Genomic DNA, 18,978 nt, shown 5'->3' with positions numbered 1-18,978 from the left:
CGTGGGCCGTTCACAGACGAGACCCTCATGGCAAAGCCAGCGTTTCTGGCAGATCGCCAAACCTTTCGTAGGGGAAAATTCCCCAATATATTCGGGCGCTGTCCGGATCATCATCGTTGTAGATCTTGACCGAGACATAAGACACCGTGCCCAGATTCATATCAGGAAACACCACACTGGCGCGCTCGATCGGCGCCATGGCTTCCAATTCTTGAGTGGCGACTTTTTTCTTGGGGTCGAGTATCAACACTTGCCCCTGCGCGGAGCCCGTGAGTCGGGGTTTAACCAGATACAGCTCACAAACAACCGTTTTTGCGCTATACAACGAGTTATTGAACATCATGACGGTGATGTCCGCGTTGCCTTTTGTCGTCTTGCTCGGCGTGAACCTGATCGACCTTGAGAATGCATTGAAAAACAGGTCGTTCGAGAGAGGATAAACGCGGAACAAAACAACCTTTGGCACACCAAAATAGTCTTGCCAGCCTGGTCCCGTGAGCTGCACGTCATACTTGACGTGCATGATTTTAGTCTGGGATGACTGATAAATGTAGGGAGTCAGCTGATATTCGTAGATTGCGTCCTTGACCGCCCCTGTAGAAATGGAAATGCTCAGAGACTTCGAGGTCGTCAAACTGGTTGTGCTCGCGTTGGTGTCACTATTGTGATAGTTCACGGTGGTCGTGAACCACCCAATCGTGAGGCTGCCTCCCACATTGAAGGTAGTGTTTGAACTGTAGGTTGTGTCCTTATGCTTGCTATTTTGGTTGGTATAGTGGGTGGAAGTACCAGCGGCAGTGTCATCGGTTACCGGGACATCTTCCAAGTCGAACATCAGCGTCTTAGGGCCGGTGTAGCCGGGTTTCGAAGCTTCGAGATAGGTCAGGATCGAACCGATTTCGTAGTCTGAATCGTATGCGAAATCCTTGATCGTGGTCGGAAAATAAGCATCCTGGGCTTGCCCGATCGGGAAGACGACCGTGAACACGCCAGCATATGTTTTTACTCCCTTTACGCCCTTGAATATCGGGTATTCCCAATAATAGTAAGGCTGTAGTAGGCCGTGAACCGCATCGTTCTGGCTTACCCCCACGGATACATGCAAATCAGTCGAGCTGCTCGATCCTGAGATTTGAGAAAAATCCTCGCCATACGCAAAACTTGCGTGCACACTGACTTGTATAATGCTCCATTCGGCCTTGAAGCTTTCCTCTGCGGTTAATGACCAGTTTTTGTGCTCTGTTGCCGACAGTCCATTGACGGTGGTTGCGGTGGATCCCAGTGTCAGCATGGGCTGCCCGCTCGTCAGGCTATGTTCGAATGGCGGAGTTTGATAAAGGGCCAATATCTGCTTTGCCTGGGTCGATTCTATCAGCGTGGGCGTGCCAATATAGAAGCAGTTTCCTGACAAATCGGCGCCAAAGAGGTAGGCCATTCCGGCCATTATCCCCAAGCTGCTATCGTAAGAATCGGTGTTGCTATCGATCCATACCGGAAAGGTCAGCCAGGCCAACTGATAGTCCGGATCCTGGAAAGCCAGGGTCGCCTCTCCGACAGCACCCGACACATTGATCGGAATCGTGGCGCGCCTGACGTTCTGGCCCTGTCGCCACGCACCTGCCTCTTGGGTGAGGTAGCTGGTGGCAATGAAATTCACACCACCTGCTTCCGTGTTGCCGGATTGGCTACTGAATGGAATTGCCGCGTAGCTCAAAAACAAGACTGCAGGCTCAAAGTAATAGACAATAATCACGCTTTCGGCGTGAAGGCAGTTGTCATCAGTCGCATGCAGAATGTTTACCCACACCTGAGACTTTTCTTCGCTGTACCAGTCCAACATCAATGCCGATTCACAGACGATATATCTGTTGGGGGCTGATATAAAACTGAGGGGAGTGATGGACAAATTGGCCAACGTTGTCTGCAGCAGCAGCAACTCTCCCCGGCCTGCGCTGGGAATGTTGCGTGAATTGCGGCTCAGGTATTCTCCTTGGGCCTGCCACAGTTCCGTAGTCGTGGTAATGCTTCCGTTCCACGTGCAATAACGTAAAAGAAATCTTCCTGTCCGCGGCGCTTTGGCGCTCGGAGCAACCGGCTTCAGGTCGAATCCTTTATACATCCCCTGCAGCGATCTCACGTTGGGATCGGAACTGCCGGCGCATGGAATATAGACAAAATCATCGGATACCACTGTGCAGGTAAACTGGCTCTGATCTAACGTCTCGTTATTCATGAAGGTCCCGATGTCTACCGAAACCAGCATCAGGGTGGAGACGACGGGAGCCGGTAAATTCAGGGCCACGTGCGCGGCCGGCAGGTCCACCTTTTCTTTATCGCGGCGTAACAGCAGTATTATGTCTTGCGACATATTATTTTGAACGATCGTCATTCCGATGATTTCATCGAACCACGACATGCCCGCGAATCTGATGGCGCCCAGCTCCGGGAAGTAACACGTTGGACTGCCATCGCGCATTGCCAGCGCAGTCAGATCCTTTTGGTCTCCCGCGTGTCTTGCCAGCAGAGGAACCGATCCCAGGGTTTTTACGCTATTCCACTGAGCATCAGTGCAAGAGGTATCGATCTTTTCTTCTGCTACCAGTTCGCCTGTGTGCGGACACAGACTGATCTTCAGCATGGCTCGGTTCTGCTTCACGACATGAACATATGCGCGTGCATCAGCGCCAGAATGAATGCTCTTCACGTCGAGCAGTACTTCATCACCTTCGGCAATTTTGATGTAGCGCTACGTTTTCGTGTCCGCCGAAGTGTAATAAGCGTGCCAGCCAAAGCCGTGATTATCACTGTTGGTCAACAATATGCAGATGGTGTCCAGTACCGGAGACTCTGTTCTGTATGCCGTTCCCACGGGAATGGGCGGGACAGGGTAAGTGTTATTGCCAGACCGGTAGGGATGATCAAAAGGACTACTGCCATTCAGGCTATTCGACATGATGTAGGGCGCCGCCGAAAGTCGAGATAAAAAAATGCCCCGAAATTCGGGGGGGCTGGGAGATGCGGGAATTGCTTTTATTGCTTTGACTCGTCATGGTCGGCGGCCGCGCATGGACGTTTAGCACCTTCCGTCACGCGATCCCGCCCGACACAAATCATCTTTGAATTTTTTTATAGTTATCCAAATAGAATTTGTGCCAATTTGAGATATCCGGGACGTATGAGCTAGCCTAGCCCAATCCCTTTCGGGCGCATCAGAGCCAGTGAACCGAAACTTTGGAGGTAGACGCGCTGGGAAGCAAAGGTGTCAGACTGCATTTGCCGCAGGAATGGCAGTCAATGGTGTCAGACTGCCATTGCCGTATTTGCCCTTGCGTCGATTGGCGGACCTGCTGTTGGCCGAAGAAGGCTGCGCTGAAGTGCAGTCTGACACCTCGGCAAGAGCAAAGGTGTCAGACTGCCTTTATTTACCTGCACTCACCCGCAGATATCTACGGGATGCACGCTGAGCCTCAGAAGGCTCGCGTTATGAGCGCGCGTTAGTAGGCGCTGTATTTGGGCCGCCCAGAGACGAGACCCTCATGGCAAAGCCAGGGTTTCTGGCAGATCACCAAACCTTTCGTAGGGGAAGATTCCCCAATATATTCGGGCGCTGTCCGGATCATCGTCGTTGTAGATCTTGACCGAGACATAAGACACCGTGCCCAGATTCATATCGGGAAACACCACACTGGCGCGCTCGATAGGCGCCATGGCTTCCAATTCTTGAGTGGCGACTTTTTTCTTGGGGTCGAGCATCAGCACTTGCCCACTTGCGGAGCGCGTCGGTCGGGGTTTGACCAGATACAACTCACAAACAACCGTTTTCGCACTATACAAAGAATTATTGAACATCATGACGGTGATGTCCACGTTGCCTTTTGTCGTCTTGCTCGGCGTGAATCTTATCGACCTCGAGAATGCGTTGAAAAACAGATCGTTCGAGAGCGGATAAACGCGGAACAAAACAACCTTTGGAACAGCAAAATACTCTTGCCAGCCTGGTCCGGTGAGCTGCACGTCATACTTGACGTGCATGATTTTAGTCTGGGATGACTGATAAATGTAGGGAGTCAGCTGATATTCGTAGATTGCGTCCTTGACTGCCCCTGTAGAAATGGAAATGCTCAGAGACTTCGAGGTCGTCAAACTGGTTGTGCTCGCGTTGGTGTCACTATTGTGATAGTTCACGGTGGTCGTGAACCACCCAATCGTGAGGCTTCCTCCCACATTGAAAGTAGTGTTTGAACTGTAGGTTGTGTCCTTATGCTTGCTATTTTGGTTGGTATAGTGGGCGGAAGTGCCAGCGGCAGTGTCATCAGTTACCGGTACATCTTCCAAGTCGAACATCAGCGTTTTTGGGCCGGTATAGCCGGGTTTCGCCGCTTCCAGATAGGTCAGAATCGAACCGATTTCGTAGTCTGAATCGTATGCGAAATCCTTGATCGTGGTCGGAAAATAAGCATCCTGCGCTTGCCCGATCGGGAAGACGACCGTGAGCACGCCAGCATATGTTTTTACTCCGTTTACGCCCTTGAATATTGGGTATTCCCAATAATAGTAAGGCTGTAGTAAGCCATGAACCGCGTCGTTCTGGCTCACCCCCACGGATACATGCAAATCAGTCGAACTGCTCGATCCTGAGACCTGAGAAAAATCCTCGCCATACGCAAAACTTGCGTGCGCACTTACTTCTAAAATCCCACTTCCAGCCTTGAAACTTTCCTCTGCGGTTACTGACCAGTTTTTGTGCTCGGTGGCCGACAGGCCATTGACGGTAGTTGCGGTGGATCCCAGTGTCAGCATGGGCTGCCCGCTCGTCAGGCTATGTTCGAATGGCGGAGTTTGATAAAGGGCCAATATCTGCTTTGCCTGGGTCGATTCTATCAGCGTGGGCGTACCAATATAAAAGCAGTTTCCTGACAGATCGGCGCCAAAGATGTAGGCCATTCCGGCCATTATCCCCAGGCTGCTGTCGTAGGAATCAGTGTTGCTGTCTATCCATATCGGGAAGGTCAGCCAGTCCAGCTCATAGGTCGGCCATTTGAACGCCACGGTCGCCACTCCGGCGGGGCCATGCACTTCAATTGGAATCGTGGCTCGCCTGATATTTTGGCCTTGTTGCCACTTACCAGCCTCCTCGGGATTAAGGTAACTGGTGGCAAGGAAGTTCACGCCGCCCACCTCCATGTCAGCGGATTTGCTGCTGAATGGGATTGCCGTGTAGCTCAGAAACAGGGCCCCAGGCTGAAAATAATTGATGGCAACTAAACTTTCAGTTTGCAGGCTGTTGTCGTCAGCCGCGTGCAGAATGGTGATCCATACTTGAGATTTTTTGTCGCCATACCAGTCGGGCTTCAGCCACGAGTCGCATACGATATACCTGTTGGGGGCTGATATATAGCTGAGAGGAGTAATGCTTAGATTGGCCAGCGTCGTTTGCAATAGCACCAACTCCACCTGGCCTGCGCTGGGGATGTTGCGTGAGTTGCGGTTCAGATATCCTGCTTGGGCCTGCCACAATTCCGTAGTCGTCGTAATGCTCCCATTCCACGTGCAATAACGTAGAACAAATCTTCCTGTTCGTGGCGAATTTGCACTAGGAGCGGCCGGCTTCAGGTCAACTCCTTTGTACATTCCCTGCAGCGACTTCACATTAGGATCGGAACTGCTGTCGCAGGGGATGTAAACAAAATCATCGGAAACCACCGAGTAGCTGAACTGGCTCTGGTCTAAGGTCTCGTTATTCATGAAGGTCCCGATGTCTATCGAAACCAGCATCAGGGTTGAGATGACGGGTGCAGGTAGATTCATGGCCAACTTCGTGGCCGGCAGGTCCAGTGTATGTCTATCGCGGCGCAACAGCAGTATTATGTCTTGCGACATATTATTTTGGACGATCGTCATTCCAATGATCGCGTCGTACCATCCCATTCCTGAGAATCTGACGGCTCCCAGATCGGGGAAATAGCAAGCTGGATTGCCATCAAGCATCGCGAGCGCGGTCAAATCTTTTTGGTCCCCCGCGTGTCGGGAAAGCAGAGGAACGGAGCCCAGAGTTTTTATGCTGTTCCATTGATCACTGGTGACAAAGCCATCTATTTTTTCTTCTGTCACCAGTTCGCCAGTGTGCAGATCCAGGCTGATCTTTACCGAGACTCTGTTCTGCTTCACCACGTGGACGTACTCTCGGGCGTCAGCGCCAGAATGGACACTCTTCACGTCAAGCAGTACTTCATCACCTTCGGCAATTTTGATGCAGCGCTGCGTCTTCGCATCGGCCGAAGTGTAGTATGCGTGCCAGGCAAAACCGTAATTTTCGCTGTTGGTCAATAATACGCAGATGGTGTCGAGCACCGGATACTCTGTTCTGTATCCTGCACCTACCGGAATGGGTGGGACGGGATAGGTGTTATTGATAGAGCGATGGGGATGATCAAAAGGATTGTTGTCATGCACGCGGTTTGACATGATGTGGGGCGCCATCGAAAGCCAATGTAAAATCCCCCGAATTTCGGGGGATTTGGGGAACGTCTGAACGGTCTTTGCTACTCTGATTCGATCGAGATCGGCAGGCGCGCCTGTACCGACTCGCCCCCTTCCGTCACGCCCACCACCTTATATTTGCAATTCTTGATCTCTACTGAACCGGTGTTGGGTGTCAGGAAGATGGACTCGGCATCCAGCCGTGTGATGCGCACGTTGACTCGCGCGGGGCCGTCACCCTCGATTCTCATCATGTAGAACGAGACCAGGTCCGCCAGATTATTTCCGTATACGCGGAATTTCTGTGTACGAAATTCTTCAGGGGTGACGGTGGTGGGATTTACCCTCGAGATGGATGGAGGCCCGCTGGGTTCGCTCTTGTTGCTTACCGTCACCGGACCAGCGCTCGAATACAGACAAATTTCCTGCAGGTCGGAAAATCTGAATTCGAAGCCGTACATTCCGTCTTCCAGTCCTTCCGGAATGAGAAACTCATAACTCGAGAATGTGTCCCAGTCGTCGCAGACAACCGCGCTCAATTGAGCGGTTCCGAGGCGACCACCAAAAAACTTCATGCTGCCAGGGTTTGCCGGCGAAATAGGCGCTGTTGTCACTTTTACCAAGCTGCCCGCTATCGCGCCGTCTTGGTCAAAAGAGATCACATCCACGGTGACTGTCATTTTGGCTTTGTCCTGAGGCTAAAACATTTAGGAGAAAATTCGAATTTGCTTCGAAGCTCGCGGGATAGATGCAAGCTAATCGTGTGCTGTGCAGAGAGATCAGCAGGCAAGTTCTCGAGTTGGCACAAAAATGTAATGTGCAAACATCGTTTGACAGCATTGATTTGTTTTAGAAATCGCCAAATAGAATTTTTGCCAATTTTTGATGGCCGGCGCTCGCGAGGCTTCCCGAAAACCTATCCCTGTCGGGCGCATCAGGGCTGACGAATGGGGCGAAGGGAAAGGTGCTGAATGAGATCAGCCGAAGGCGGCGGGCGCCCAGATACGGGCGAGGCGGGGGCAGGCCTGCTGTTGTAGCGATGGTGAATGGATTCAAGGCCCGCTGCTAATCACCGGCAGCTTGGACTCAATCAGCAGTGAGCTTGCGCGGAGTGAGCCGGCTCAGTTTTGGGCCCGCGTTGTCACACGGAGTGTGACCTCCGGGTCGCGCTGATCTTGCGCAAACGGGCGGTGATGCGCTCGACGCAGGGGGCGCTTAAATCACGTTGCGGGTCTGGGGTGTGAGCGCGAAGCACGGAAGCCGTCTGCGTCGTGAAACGCGGCGCGTGGTTGCCACTTCGCCGGGGTGATCATGACTGCATTCGCGATCAGGTTCGTCAGGCCCATATGGCGCAAATCGCCGTGTATTTGACATGTCGGTTATTGCGACCTTGGCATATGCTGCCCTCGCCCAGGACCTTCTTCGAGTGCCGTCGTGACAGCGCACACGCATCCCCGCAGCCGTGACGCCCATACCGAGCGCCTGCTTACCGCCCCGATTTTTCCGGTGATGTTGTCGCTGGCCGGCCCGACGCTGTTGGTGATGCTCACCCAGACGCTCGTGGGATTGTTGGAAGTGTGGTTTCTGTCGCGGCTTGGGGAGGACGTGCTGGCGGGTGTGTCGGTCGTGTTTCCCTTGTTGGCGTTGACGACGGCGCTCGCGACCGGCGCGGTGGGTGGGGGCATGCTCGGCGCGGTAGCCCGGGCGCTTGGACGCGACGATCGTGCGCAGGCCAATGCGCTGGTCTGGCATGCCGTCGCCATTGCGTTGGCGTTCGGGGTCGGCACGGCGGGGCTCGTTCTGCCGCTCGGCGGCGCGATGTTCGGCGCCATGGGAGCGAGCGGGGAAGCGTTGGGGTACGCCAACCGCTATGCTGCCGTCGTCTTCGGCGGCGCGCCGCTGATATGGCTATTCAATGCCTTGCTGGCCGTCATCCGGGGCAGTGGCAATGTCGTTTTGCCGATGCGGGTGGTGTGCGGCGGCGGGATCATCCTGATACCGGTATCGTGGCTGCTGATTTTCGGTGCGGCAGACTTTCGAGGGCTGGGCGTGACCGGCGGCGCGCTGGCGATGGTTTTGTACTACGCCGCCGGCAGCCTGATTTTCGCGATCTATCTCTGGCGCGGCCAAGGAGTGTTGCGGCCTTCTGCCAGACCGCCGAGGCTACAGCGTGGTCTCTTCGCCGACACTCTCAAGGTCGGCGGGGTGTCGGCGCTCATTGCCACGAGTACCAATCTCACCATTGCCGTCGTGACCGGTTATGTCGGGTCTTACGGTCTGGCGGCGGTGGCGGGATACGGTGCGGCCGCCCGATTGGAGTTCCTGTTGGTGCCGATCAGTTTCGGTATCGGCGGGCCCGCCGCGATTCTGATCGGCACCAATGCGGCGGCCGGCAGGCACGATCGCGCACGCCGCGCCGCGTTGATCGCCGCCTGTCTGGGCTTTGCGGTGGCGGAAACCATCGGGCTGTTGGCCGCGATTTGGCCCGAGGTTTGGCTGCGCGCGTTTTTGACGGACCCGCTGAGTCTGGCGACGGGAAGCGCATATCTGCGCCATGTCGGCCCTTTCTTTGGTTTCTTCGGCCTTGGCTTCACGCAGTACTGCGCGGCGCAGGGCACCGGAAAAATGTCGGTGCCTTTGATCGGCGCGATGGCTCGCACGGCGATTGCAGTGGGCGGCGGCCTGATCGCCACCACGCAGGCCGGACTGTTCACCAGCGTGGGCCTGGGTATGGCGGCATTTGCCGCGGCGGGGCTCTATGCGCTGATGCGCGATTGGCGAAAACAGGAATGACGAAGGGCGGCGTCCGGCGTCGACATGGCGCAACAGCGCGCGAAGGTTTCGGTAAACAACGTGGATGCCGTTCCACGTGCCGGATTAAGCTGATCTTCACTTGCTTGAAAAGGACGCATGATGCGGCACGTGGGTTTGATCCTGGAGGATGGCTTCCAGCTGATGGGTCTGGCGGCGCTCTCCGCCTTTGAACTGGCCAACGCCGAGCTGGGCGATAAGGGCTATCGGCTGACGGTGTTGTCCGAGAAGGGCGGCACGATCAGGTCGTCGATGAATGCGGGGATCGAGACGACACCGCTCGGGGTCATGCCCGACACGCTGATGGTGGCCGGTCAGCTGGCGCCCCAGGATATTTCGCCGGGGCTGCGCGCGTATCTCGTCCGCGCGGGCAAGCACGCGCGTCGCGTGGCTGGGGTGTGCACGGGCGCCTTCGTGCTGGCGCAGGCGGGTCTGCTCGATGGGCGCGCCGCCACCACGCACTGGGCGCATGCACGCACGCTTCAGGCGCGCTTTCCGAAGGTCCGGGTCGAGGAGGACCGCATATTCATCCGGGACGGCAATGTCTGGACGTCGGCGGGAATGTCGTCGGCGATCGACCTGACGCTGGCGCTGATCGAAGAGGACCATGGCTCCACGCTTTCGCGAGCACTGGCGCGCAAGCTGGTGGTCTACCATCGGCGTCATGGTGGCCAGTCGCAATTCTCGGCGATGCTGGCACTGGAGCCGCGCTCCGACCGGGTCAAACGGGCGCTCGCTTACGCGCGTGAAAACCTGTGCAATTCCCTGTCGGTCGAAGAGCTTGCCGAGGCGGCCAGCCTGTCACCGCGTCAGTTCAGCCGGGTCTTCCGCGAAGAGACCGGGCGGTCGCCCGCGAAGGCCGTGGAGATGCTGCGGCTGGAAGCCGCGCGCGTCATGCTGGAAGACGGTCGTCACCCCTTGGAAATCGTGGCGCGTGACACAGGTTTCGCCGATCGTGATCGGATGCGGCGCGCCTTCCTGCGCAATCTCGGGCAGCCTCCGGCCAGCGTGAAGCGGGGGTTGATGGCGACGCAGCACAGCGAGCCCGCCTGAACGACGGCGGTGAGCCGAGTGTCCTGCCCGTGTCCGTTTTTGCCGGATCTATGACATTTGAGACTTGGCCGTGGCAGCGCATAGTGCGTCCATCGAAGGCGCCATCCCGGCGCACCAAAAGGACAAATCATGCAGATGACGGGCAACACGATCTTTATCACTGGCGGCACTTCGGGCATTGGCCGCGCGCTCGCGGAGCAGTTTCATTCCCTGGGTAACAAGGTCATCATTGCCGGACGCCGCCAGGCCCTGCTGGATGAAGTCGCCGCGGCCCATCCGGGGATCGAGGGCGTCGCGTTGGACATCTCGGATGCGGACGACATCGACCGGGTCGCCGCGCAACTGATTCGCGACTATCCGACGTTGAACGTGCTGATCAACAACGCCGGCATCATGCCGTTCGACGATCCTTCGGGGGTGATCGACGATGCCGTGTCCCGCCAGATTCTCGCTACGAACCTGTTGGGCCCGATCCGCCTGACGTCTGCGCTGATCGAACACCTCAAGGCGCAGCCGCGCGCGACGATCATCCACAACACCTCGGTTCTGGCCTACGTGCCGATCGCCACCAATGCGGTCTACTCGGCCTCGAAGGCAGCATTGCACTCGTATGCCTTGTCGCAGCGTTTCATGCTCAAGGGCACCCGCGTATCGGTCCAGGAAATCGCGCCTCCGTGGGTGGACACCGACCTGATCAAGAAGAGCGGCGACCCTCGTGCCATGCCGCTGGACGCCTTCATCGCCGAAACGATGAAGGGGCTGGCAACCGATGCGCCGGAGATATTTGTCGAGGGAATCCGCGCCTTGCGTGACAACCCCGGCATTAACGAACACGCGTTCGTCGATGGCTTCAACGCGGAAATCGCGGCCAATCCGATCCCCGTGTAAGGCACCGGTCTGACGGGCTCGCGTCCGTTCGAACCCCAGTCGGGAGCGTTGCATGTCGACCGCAACGCGTGTCCAGGATTCGCGCGCCCGTTTGTTGCGGTCCACACCGGTGCGTCCCGGTCGGGGGCCCCTCTCGACCGCCCACTCCTACAAATGAAAATCCCCGGCCGCTTCCGGCTGGTACAGCACCTTTTCGATGTGAATGCGATGCGTGCGGTTCGATACGCGCCAGTCGATCGCGTCGCCGGCCTTGTAGCCGAGGATGGCGGTGCCGATGCCGGAGCTCACCGAAAGCTTGCGAGCGCCGTCGTCGGCGTCCTGGGGATAGACCAGGTCCACTTCCATCTTCTCGTCGTTCAGGTGCAGGACGGCGCGGGAGTTCATGGTGACGACGTCGGGCGCGACTTGCGCCGGGGCGACGACGATGGCGCGTTCGATTTCGTGCTCCAGCTCGAAAATGTCCGGCGCGGTTTCGAGGGCGATCAGGTCTTGCAGGCGGGTCTTGTCGATCTCGGTGACGTAAATGTCGGATGCGGTGCCGATGGCGTTGTCGCGCAGGTGCTGGCGGTAGCGGTCCGAGGTCATGGAGAAGGACTTCAGCGTGGCGGTTTCGCTGTCGAGCAGGAAACCGCTGCGCAGAAAGGCGTTGACCGAGCGCGTGTTGTCGACGTGGATCTTGGCGATCAGTTTGTCGGCGCGCATCTCGAGGAAGGCGAGTTTCATGCCTTCGCCGATTGCGCTGGCGCCGAGCCTGCGGCCCCAGTTGTCGCGGTTGCCGATGACCAGCACGATTTCGCAGTCGGTGCCGGTCTGGACGAGCCGCACGAAGCCGACGGGCACGTCATGGCGGTCGTACGCCATGAAAAACCGGCCGCCCTGATTGAACAGGTGGGTGAGCGTGGGCAGTTGAACGCGGCCGACGAGCTGTTCGATGAATCGCGAGACATGCCGCGAATCGCTCAGATAGCGTGTGACGCTCTCGTCGTCCAACCATTCAATCAAGTCGAGCGCGTTGGCCCGAGTGATCTCCGGGCACAGCGCAATAAAAGGCTTGGTCATCTTCACAAGGTGAGTTGCAAGTATGAAAGCCCTTCATGGCCGTGGCCGTGACGGTTCTTTCTGAAGAGCCCGCATTATAGGCCGGCGGGCGTTTCGTGCGCGGCCGTGCGCACCAGCCCCGCGCTCAGTGCCAGCGCCGCGAAGCCGATGACCGCCGCGTCGGGAGAGACATGGTTCATCACGGCGGCGAAGAGCGGGGCGCCCAGGGTCTGGCCGATGGCGAGAAAGAGGAAGCTGATGGTGAGGCCGGTGGCGGGGCGGTCGGGCAGCGCGGTGACGCCCCACACGAGATAGACGCCGGTGAGGCTGATGTAGGCCAGGCCGAAGAGGGCACCTCCAGCCAGCGCGAGGGCGGCGCTGGTGCCTGCCTTGCCGACGAGCAGCGTGCCCACGGCCAGGGCCGCGAGAAACGCGACATGAACGAGGCGGATGCCGAAGCGCCGCATCAGCAGGCCGGCGCTCGCGCCCGCGACGCCCGCGATGCCGATGGCGATCCAGAGCCAGCCGGCGCTGGCTTCGTCCCATCCCAGCCGCAACATCGCGAGCTGGCTGCCGAAGGACCAGACGGCGGTGCTGGCGGCGCCGGTGAGTAGCGAGGCGGCGACGAGGCGCTTGAGGGAGCGGTTCAGCTTGGGCAGGCCGCCCCGCGCGGTGGTGTGCGAAGGGGACGCGGGCGGCACGCTGCGCGCGATGGCGACGGCCATCAGCACGGCGGTGAGCGCGAACAGGCCGTACACCCAGCGCCATGGCAGCCCGAGCATCAGCGCGATCACGCCGGCGAGTGCGACGCCCGCGCTGGTGCCGGCGTTGATGATGGTGTTGGTCGCGTCCTGTCTGCGCGCCTCGACCACGGCACTGACGGCGGCGGCCAGGGGCGGGGACACGAGCCCGGTGCTCACGCCTGCCAGCAGCACCGCCACGGCCAGCAGCAGGGCCGATGGCGCGAGCGCGATGCCCGTCATGCCGATCGCGGCGATCAGGGCCGCGGCGAGCGCCGCGGTGCGCGCGCCCACGCGTTCGGTGAGCCAGGCGGACATCACGATGGCAAGGCAGTAGCCGAGAAACGAGCCGCCGGAGATGAGCCCCGCCAGCATGGGCGGCAGCGACAGCTCGGCATCGATCTGCGGCAGGAACAGGCCGAATGCGAAGCGCGCGAAGCCGTAGCAGACGGCGATGAGGCCGAACCCGGCGGCGGCGAGGCGCGCGTCGGCGCTCATCGGTCGGCATGCGCCATCAGCACCGCGGCGGCTCGCCGGGCGGCGGTGACGGCCTGCGGGCCGCGATAGATCGCGGTGGCGGTGGCCCCTTCGAACAGAACGACGATCTGTTCGGCGAGCGATTTGTGGCCACGGCCACCCAGCTCGTGCTGGACGATAACGCGAATGCGATCGGCGACCGCGTTTTTGTGGGCCAATACGGCGGCTTCGATCTCCGGCGTGGCGCCGCCCGTTTCGCCATGCGCGCGCAGGAACAGGCAGCCATGCGCGCCCTCGTCGCGGATCCATTGTTCGAGCGTGTCGAAGACTTCAGACACGGTGTTCACGCGCAGCAGCGCCATGAAACGTTGGTCGCGGCCGGCGAGCACGCTCGCGATGAGCGCGGTCTTGCTGCCGGAATGCTTGTACAGCGTGCGGCTCGACATCTCGGCGGCCTGCGCGAGGTCGTCCATGCCTGTCTGGCCGAAACCCTTGCGATGGAAAAGCGCTTCGGCGGCCTGCATGAGCTTGGTGTGCGTATCCATGCGGTCAGTGTAAAACGATCGTTTTACATGCGTCAACGCGTGGGCTCGTCGGCGCGTGGGTGAACGGGGGGGGAATCTTGTCCGTAATCAGCGAAGTGTTACGAGGCATCTCGATCGGCCATCGCGCGGGACGCCCATGCTAGGGTGTCGCTGAAGCGAAATCGTCGGTTATTTTCGGCGTCGCGGCCCGGCCGCGCGCGTCTTCAGAATCGCTTAAGAATTTGCCTGCATGCTCGCCCTCAAACGAGGCGCTGGCAGCGCGAGCGAGGCGTCTTGCCTCGTGACGCCGCGGGTGTCATTCACAAGCGGATCCCCGGCGACGGGCGGGATCCAGGCATCAAAGGAAGTGCATGATTTCAAAGCTGTCAGGAAGGCTCAATGCTTTCCCGAGCGCCGCCTTACGCAATGTCCTCCCGTGGTTCAACGAGCGTCGGCAGTTTCTGTCGGCGATGCTGGAAAATCCTTCGGCCATCGGCGCCATCGCGCCGTCGAGCGCGGCATTGGCCCGCGCGATCACCGATACGGTGCGCCCCGGCGCGGGCCTGGTGCTCGAGCTGGGTTGCGGCACGGGAGTGTTCACCCGCGAGATCGTGCGGCGCGGCGTGTGGCCGCGCGAGCTGGTGCTGGTCGAGCGTGATGCCGGCATGTGCGGCGCGTTGCGCGAACAATTTCCGCGGGCCACGGTGCTCGATACGCCGGCGCAGCAGCTGGCCGCCGAGCTGGCCGCGCTCGAGCCCATCGCCACGACCATCTGCGGTTTGCCGCTACTGAATTTCAGCGACGCGGATACCTTCCGCATCCTGACCACGGCGTTCGATGCGATGACCGAAGACGGTTCGCTGCATCTCTTCACGTATGGCTGGCGCTGCCCGGTTTCTCCGGTCGTGCTCGACGCCTGCGGGCTGCAGGCGCGGCGGCGTCATTTCGTGCCGCTCAATCTGCCGCCGGCCTCGGTGTATGTGCTCGAAAGAAAGTCGAGCGGGAGCGGCGGCGACGCCCGCTGAGGGCCGAACGCGGGGCGCCGCGTCGGGTTGAGCCCGGACGCCGGCCACCCGCGCGTGGGCACGGCCTCGCGCTGCGTTCAGCGCCGCTCGCGCCGGCGCACAGGTTCGCCCAGCGGTTTGACGACGGCAGCGCGGAACTGGCCTTCGTCGTCGTGCATCGCCACCAGGCTGCGCGCGCGTTGCCAGAGCGACATCTCACGCACCGGCACGCGTGCCACGGCGGCCACGTCCTGCACGCCCACCGGCCGAGCCTTCGCGGGCGTGTCGGCCTCGTCGTTTTCCTTGTTGCCGCGATGGCGCACCAGCCGCGCGGTGATCAGCATGACGGCCGCGAGCATGCAGACGCCGATGGCGCAGATCAGCAGGAAACGGCGGTCTTCGGGAGACTCGGCCGTGGTCATGAAGAAATCCCAATACACGAAGAACATGAAGCCGGCCCAGACGGCCACGAGCAGCAGCGGCCGCAGAATCGTGAGCCAGAGCCAGCGGCCCGCGCCCGCAGGCCCGGACACCCGCAGCCAGGTCGACAGCGAACGATCGGTGTTGTCGATGATGGGCTCTTTAGGCATCTCTCTCTCCTCTGTCCGGGCTGACCCAGACGGCGCGTTTGCCGCGGCTGCGCATCAGCACCGCGGGCACGGAGGTCACGGTCGTGACCATGTTGATGAACCAGAATCCAACCGGATACCAGAACGTCCAGAAGTAGTAGCGCAGCAGGCCGCGGTCGTACTTGCGATCGACCAGCATGCTGGTGAGGATCTGCAGCATGCAGGCGATCGCCAGCAGCAGGCCGTGCCACTGCGGCAGCAAGCCCACGCGCCACGCGCCGGGCAGGCCGAGCGCGGTGCCGATGAGGCCGCCTAGCAGGACCAGCGCCATCAGGTAGGCCCACAGCACGCTCAGACAGTACTCGGCGTAGATCGGCCACATGCGGCGCATGTGCCAGCGCGCGACCTGCGGCGTGTACTTGAACAGCGTCTGCACGCCGCCCATGGCCCAGCGCAGGCGCTGGCGCCACAGGCCGCGCAGCGTTTCGGGCGTGAGGATCCAGCTCAGCGCCTGCGGCTCGAAACCGATGCGCCAGCCCGCCAGCTGCAGTTTCCAGCTGATGTCGATGTCTTCGGTGAGCATCTCCACGCTCCAGAAGTTCACGTCGACCAGGGCTTGGCGGCGAAACATCACGATGACGCCCGACACGGTGAAGAGGCGGCCGTAGAGTTGCTGCGTGCGTTTGATGAGGCCGATGATCGACGAGAACTCGCCCACCTGCATGCGGCCCAGCAGCGTGGTGCGGCTGCGGATGCGCGGATTGCCGGTGATGGCGGCAACCTTGCCGTCGCGCAGGAAGTGCCGCAGCAGCCAGGGGATCGCATTGCTGTCGAGCAGCGAGTCACCGTCGATGCCGAGCACGTACTCGCCCTGCGCGAGCAGCGAGGCGGTGGTGAGCGCCACGGCCTTGCCCTGGTTATGGTTCTGATGCACGACGCGCAGGCGCGGATGCCGCAGGGCCAGCGCGCTCAGCCGGTCGCCCGTGCCGTCGGTGCTGCCGTCGTTGACCGCGATCACTTCGTAATCGGGGTAGTTCAGCGCCATCAGCGCTTCGATCACCTCATCGATGTTGTCCTCTTCGTTGAAGCATGGCACGAGGATGCTGACCATCGGGGTCGAGGGCAGCAGCGACAGCGGATCGATGTCGCCCTGTTCTTTGCGCTCGAACTGGTAGTAGTGCGCGATGCCACCCGTGATCCACAGCCACGCCATGCAGAACGGGTAGTAGAAGACGTAGGCGAGCACGAGGCTGGCGGCGAGGTTCCAGGTCATCATCATCGCGCACCCCGGCTCATGGACGGCGGCGTTGCGACGGCGGCGGGATCGGCGGCGCCGGTGGCGTTCACCGGGTCGCGGAAGAACTCGCGGCCCAGCGTCTGCTGGATCGACAGGTGCGGCTTCACGGCGTCGAGCGCCGGCTGGTCGTTGAGGAAGTCATCCGGGTAGTAGCCGAGATTGCGCACGCCGGCCTGGCGCAGCAGCGCCAGGTGGCGGTTCATCACGTTGTCCGGGATCGGCTTGCCGGTGCGCCAGTCGCGCGCCTGCAGTTCGAACAGCGTGCGCGGCGCGGCGCCGGGCACCGCGGCCACCATGCGCGCGAGCTTGCGCAGCCAGGCGTCGGGGTCGGGCGCGTTCTCCATATAGGGCATGGCTTCGAGCGCGGTGTAGTCGTAAGCCTGGACGAACTGTTCGAAGTTCTGGGCGAAGTAGGCTTCGCTTTCGGGCTCGAGCAGCGGCAGGGTGTACATGTTGCGCGCGGTGCTGAGCACCGGCTGCCACTGGCGCAGGATGCCGGTGAGTTCGTGCGTGAAGTGGATAAGCGCCTGCGTCTTCAGCTTCGTCCAGCGCTGTTTCAGCGGCGCGGACGCGCGAATGGCGGCCACGTCGGCCGGCAGGCCCCAGCTCGCGTAGGTCTGCAGCGCCGCCGGGCTGGCGTCTTCGAAGTCGTTGAACATCGCGTCGTCGTGATACAGCACGCCCGCGAACGAGGCATGCCGCCCCAGGTCTTCGTAGATATCGAAGATGGCCTGGCGAGCCTGCGGATCGAAGATCGACAGCCGCGAGTACGTGTCGGCCGCGCCGGCAGGCGCGCCCGGCATCTGCTGCACGCGGCGTTGCGCGGCGGGGTCGAAGGCCGGCAGTTGGAACGACGATACCGGCATCCACGCATAGACCCGCACGCGGGCGCGGGTGCTCAACTGCCACGACACGCGATTGAACAGGTCCGCGCGCATGGGCATGCGGCGGCTGGGAAAGTACAGGGCGTCCGCCACCCCATCGCCATCGGGATCCGCAAAGGCCTGCAGGAACACGCTGCTGGGCTGGATGCGGCGCACACGGTCGAGCAGGCGCGACAGATTGCGCTCCTGCTGCACCGGATCGGGGTCGTACACGTAGTCCAGATCCACATGCATGATGCGATTGACTTCGACGTGGCGCGCGTCGGCCGGCGCGGGCGAGCGCAACTCGCGCAGCAGCTCCGGCCCTTCATCCTCATACGTCATCAGTCCGCGCCGGATGCGGTCCAGCGACACGCTCGGCGTATTGGGTCCGTCGTCCAGCGTCATCGCGATCGGCAGGCCGACGTCGCGCGCGGCGCTGATCGCGGCTTCGTTGTACGAGCCGTATGGCCACACGATCGCGCGCACCTTGGCGCCGGTGTGCCGCTCGATCTCTTCCTTGTTGCGCTTGAGGTCGGCGGAGATCCGCGCGCGATACGCCGCCTCCGATTCGTACGTGCCGCTCGCGGCGTCGTAGCGGTGGGCGGTGGCCGCGGGCAGCAGGTTGCCCTGCGGATTGGCGGGAATGCCGCGATGCATGGCGTCGGTATGGCCGGCCAGCTCGACCAGGCCCGACTGCGCCATCTCGCGCGCTTGCGCCCACGTTAGAAAGCGCGCGTTGGGCAACGGCAGCGCGGCGTGCTCGCCGTAGGTGAGCGATCCGGCGGGCGCGTTCATCCAGCCGCTCACGAGCGCCATCACGGCGGGATAGTTGAAGCGCCGCAGCATCGGATAGACCACGGTGTAGGCGCTTTCGTAGCCATCGTCGAAGGTCAGGAGCACGGGCTTGGGCGGCAACGGTGCGCCGCCCTCGCGCGCCGCGATGATCTGCGACAGGCTGACCGGCTGGTAGCCGGCGCTGCGCAGCCAGGTGAAAGCCGCCAACAGCGTGCTCTCGTCGACCGCGGTGGCGTCGGGCGCGGTCTCGAAGCTGGCGCGTACGTTCTGCCGCACGTCGTGGAAGGTGAGGACGCGGAAGGTCTGGCCGTCGTCTGGATCGGGCGGAAACAGGGGCTGCGCCCACGCGTCGCCCTGCGGCCAGATCGCGGCCGCCGACATCAGGCACGCACACAACAGCAGCCCCAGCGGGCGCATCAATTTCATCATTGGACGC

Annotated in this window: 13 protein-coding genes; 4 read left to right on the top strand and 9 right to left on the bottom strand. The window is 60.7% G+C overall.

Annotation, left to right across the window (positions count from 1 at the left end; translation table 11 throughout):
• Nucleotides 1-25: 25 nt before the first annotated feature.
• From CAL25_RS22605 to CAL25_RS22590, 3 genes are all read right to left on the bottom strand, one after another.
• Entirely contained in the window at nt 26-2,638 is a 2,613-nt protein-coding gene (locus CAL25_RS22605; protein ID WP_141217985.1) for a hypothetical protein, read from the bottom strand.
• A gap of 896 nt (nt 2,639-3,534) precedes the next feature.
• A complete protein-coding gene (locus CAL25_RS22600; RefSeq protein WP_141217984.1) occupies nt 3,535-6,465 on the bottom strand; it encodes a hypothetical protein in 2,931 nt (976 codons plus the stop codon).
• 77 nt (nt 6,466-6,542) lie between these two features.
• The gene (locus CAL25_RS22590) at nt 6,543-7,160 is read right to left on the bottom strand and encodes a hypothetical protein (RefSeq protein ID WP_141217983.1); all 618 of its coding nucleotides are present in this window, start codon (nt 7,158-7,160) and stop codon (nt 6,543-6,545) included.
• A gap of 754 nt (nt 7,161-7,914) precedes the next feature.
• Here CAL25_RS22590 and CAL25_RS22585 point away from each other — a divergent pair.
• The 3 genes from CAL25_RS22585 (at nt 7,915) to CAL25_RS22575 (ending at nt 11,232) form a co-directional block, all read left to right on the top strand.
• Nucleotides 7,915-9,273, top strand: a complete 1,359-nt coding sequence (locus tag CAL25_RS22585; RefSeq protein ID WP_094804242.1) for an MATE family efflux transporter — start codon at nt 7,915-7,917, stop codon at nt 9,271-9,273.
• Between the two features lie 120 nt (nt 9,274-9,393).
• A complete protein-coding gene (locus CAL25_RS22580) occupies nt 9,394-10,344 on the top strand; it encodes a GlxA family transcriptional regulator (RefSeq protein WP_094804299.1) in 951 nt (316 codons plus the stop codon).
• Nucleotides 10,345-10,473: 129 nt separating this feature from the next.
• Nucleotides 10,474-11,232, top strand: coding sequence for an SDR family oxidoreductase (locus CAL25_RS22575; RefSeq protein ID WP_094804240.1), 759 nt, complete (start codon nt 10,474-10,476; stop codon nt 11,230-11,232).
• A 147-nt stretch (nt 11,233-11,379) separates the two neighbouring features.
• Here CAL25_RS22575 and CAL25_RS22570 read toward each other — a convergent pair whose 3' ends face one another.
• The 3 genes from CAL25_RS22570 to CAL25_RS22560 form a co-directional block, all read right to left on the bottom strand.
• On the bottom strand, nt 11,380-12,291 hold the full coding sequence (locus CAL25_RS22570) for a bifunctional GNAT family N-acetyltransferase/nucleoside diphosphate kinase regulator (protein WP_094804297.1): 912 nt from the start codon (nt 12,289-12,291) through the stop codon (nt 11,380-11,382).
• Nucleotides 12,292-12,365: 74 nt separating this feature from the next.
• Complete coding sequence (locus CAL25_RS22565) at nt 12,366-13,508, bottom strand: MFS transporter (protein WP_094804238.1); 1,143 nt, start codon at nt 13,506-13,508, stop codon at nt 12,366-12,368.
• Entirely contained in the window at nt 13,505-14,032 is a 528-nt protein-coding gene (locus CAL25_RS22560) for a TetR/AcrR family transcriptional regulator (protein WP_094804236.1), read from the bottom strand. Before CAL25_RS22560 ends, CAL25_RS22565 begins: the two co-directional genes overlap by 4 nt.
• A 449-nt stretch (nt 14,033-14,481) precedes the next feature.
• On the opposite strand from CAL25_RS22560, the gene CAL25_RS22555 reads away from it, so the two are divergent.
• Nucleotides 14,482-15,036, top strand: coding sequence for a class I SAM-dependent methyltransferase (locus CAL25_RS22555; RefSeq protein WP_094804234.1), 555 nt, complete (start codon nt 14,482-14,484; stop codon nt 15,034-15,036).
• 77 nt (nt 15,037-15,113) lie between these two features.
• Here the strand turns inward: CAL25_RS22555 and CAL25_RS22550 are convergent, their stop codons facing one another.
• The 3 genes from CAL25_RS22550 to pgaB are packed head-to-tail and all read right to left on the bottom strand — an operon-like array spanning nt 15,114 to nt 18,971.
• Nucleotides 15,114-15,605, bottom strand: a complete 492-nt coding sequence (locus CAL25_RS22550; protein ID WP_094804232.1) for a hypothetical protein — start codon at nt 15,603-15,605, stop codon at nt 15,114-15,116.
• Nucleotides 15,598-16,857, bottom strand: a complete 1,260-nt coding sequence (pgaC, locus tag CAL25_RS22545) for a poly-beta-1,6-N-acetyl-D-glucosamine synthase (RefSeq protein ID WP_094804295.1) — start codon at nt 16,855-16,857, stop codon at nt 15,598-15,600. The genes CAL25_RS22550 and pgaC overlap by 8 nt, the downstream gene beginning before the upstream one ends.
• Nucleotides 16,858-16,859: 2 nt before the next feature.
• A complete protein-coding gene (pgaB, locus tag CAL25_RS22540; RefSeq protein WP_094804230.1) occupies nt 16,860-18,971 on the bottom strand; it encodes a poly-beta-1,6-N-acetyl-D-glucosamine N-deacetylase PgaB in 2,112 nt (703 codons plus the stop codon).
• Nucleotides 18,972-18,978 lie beyond the last annotated feature (7 nt).

Source organism: Bordetella genomosp. 5 (assembly GCF_002261315.1).
GTDB lineage: Bacteria > Pseudomonadota > Gammaproteobacteria > Burkholderiales > Burkholderiaceae_B > Bordetella.
This window is presented reverse-complemented; position numbering and strand designations above follow the sequence as displayed.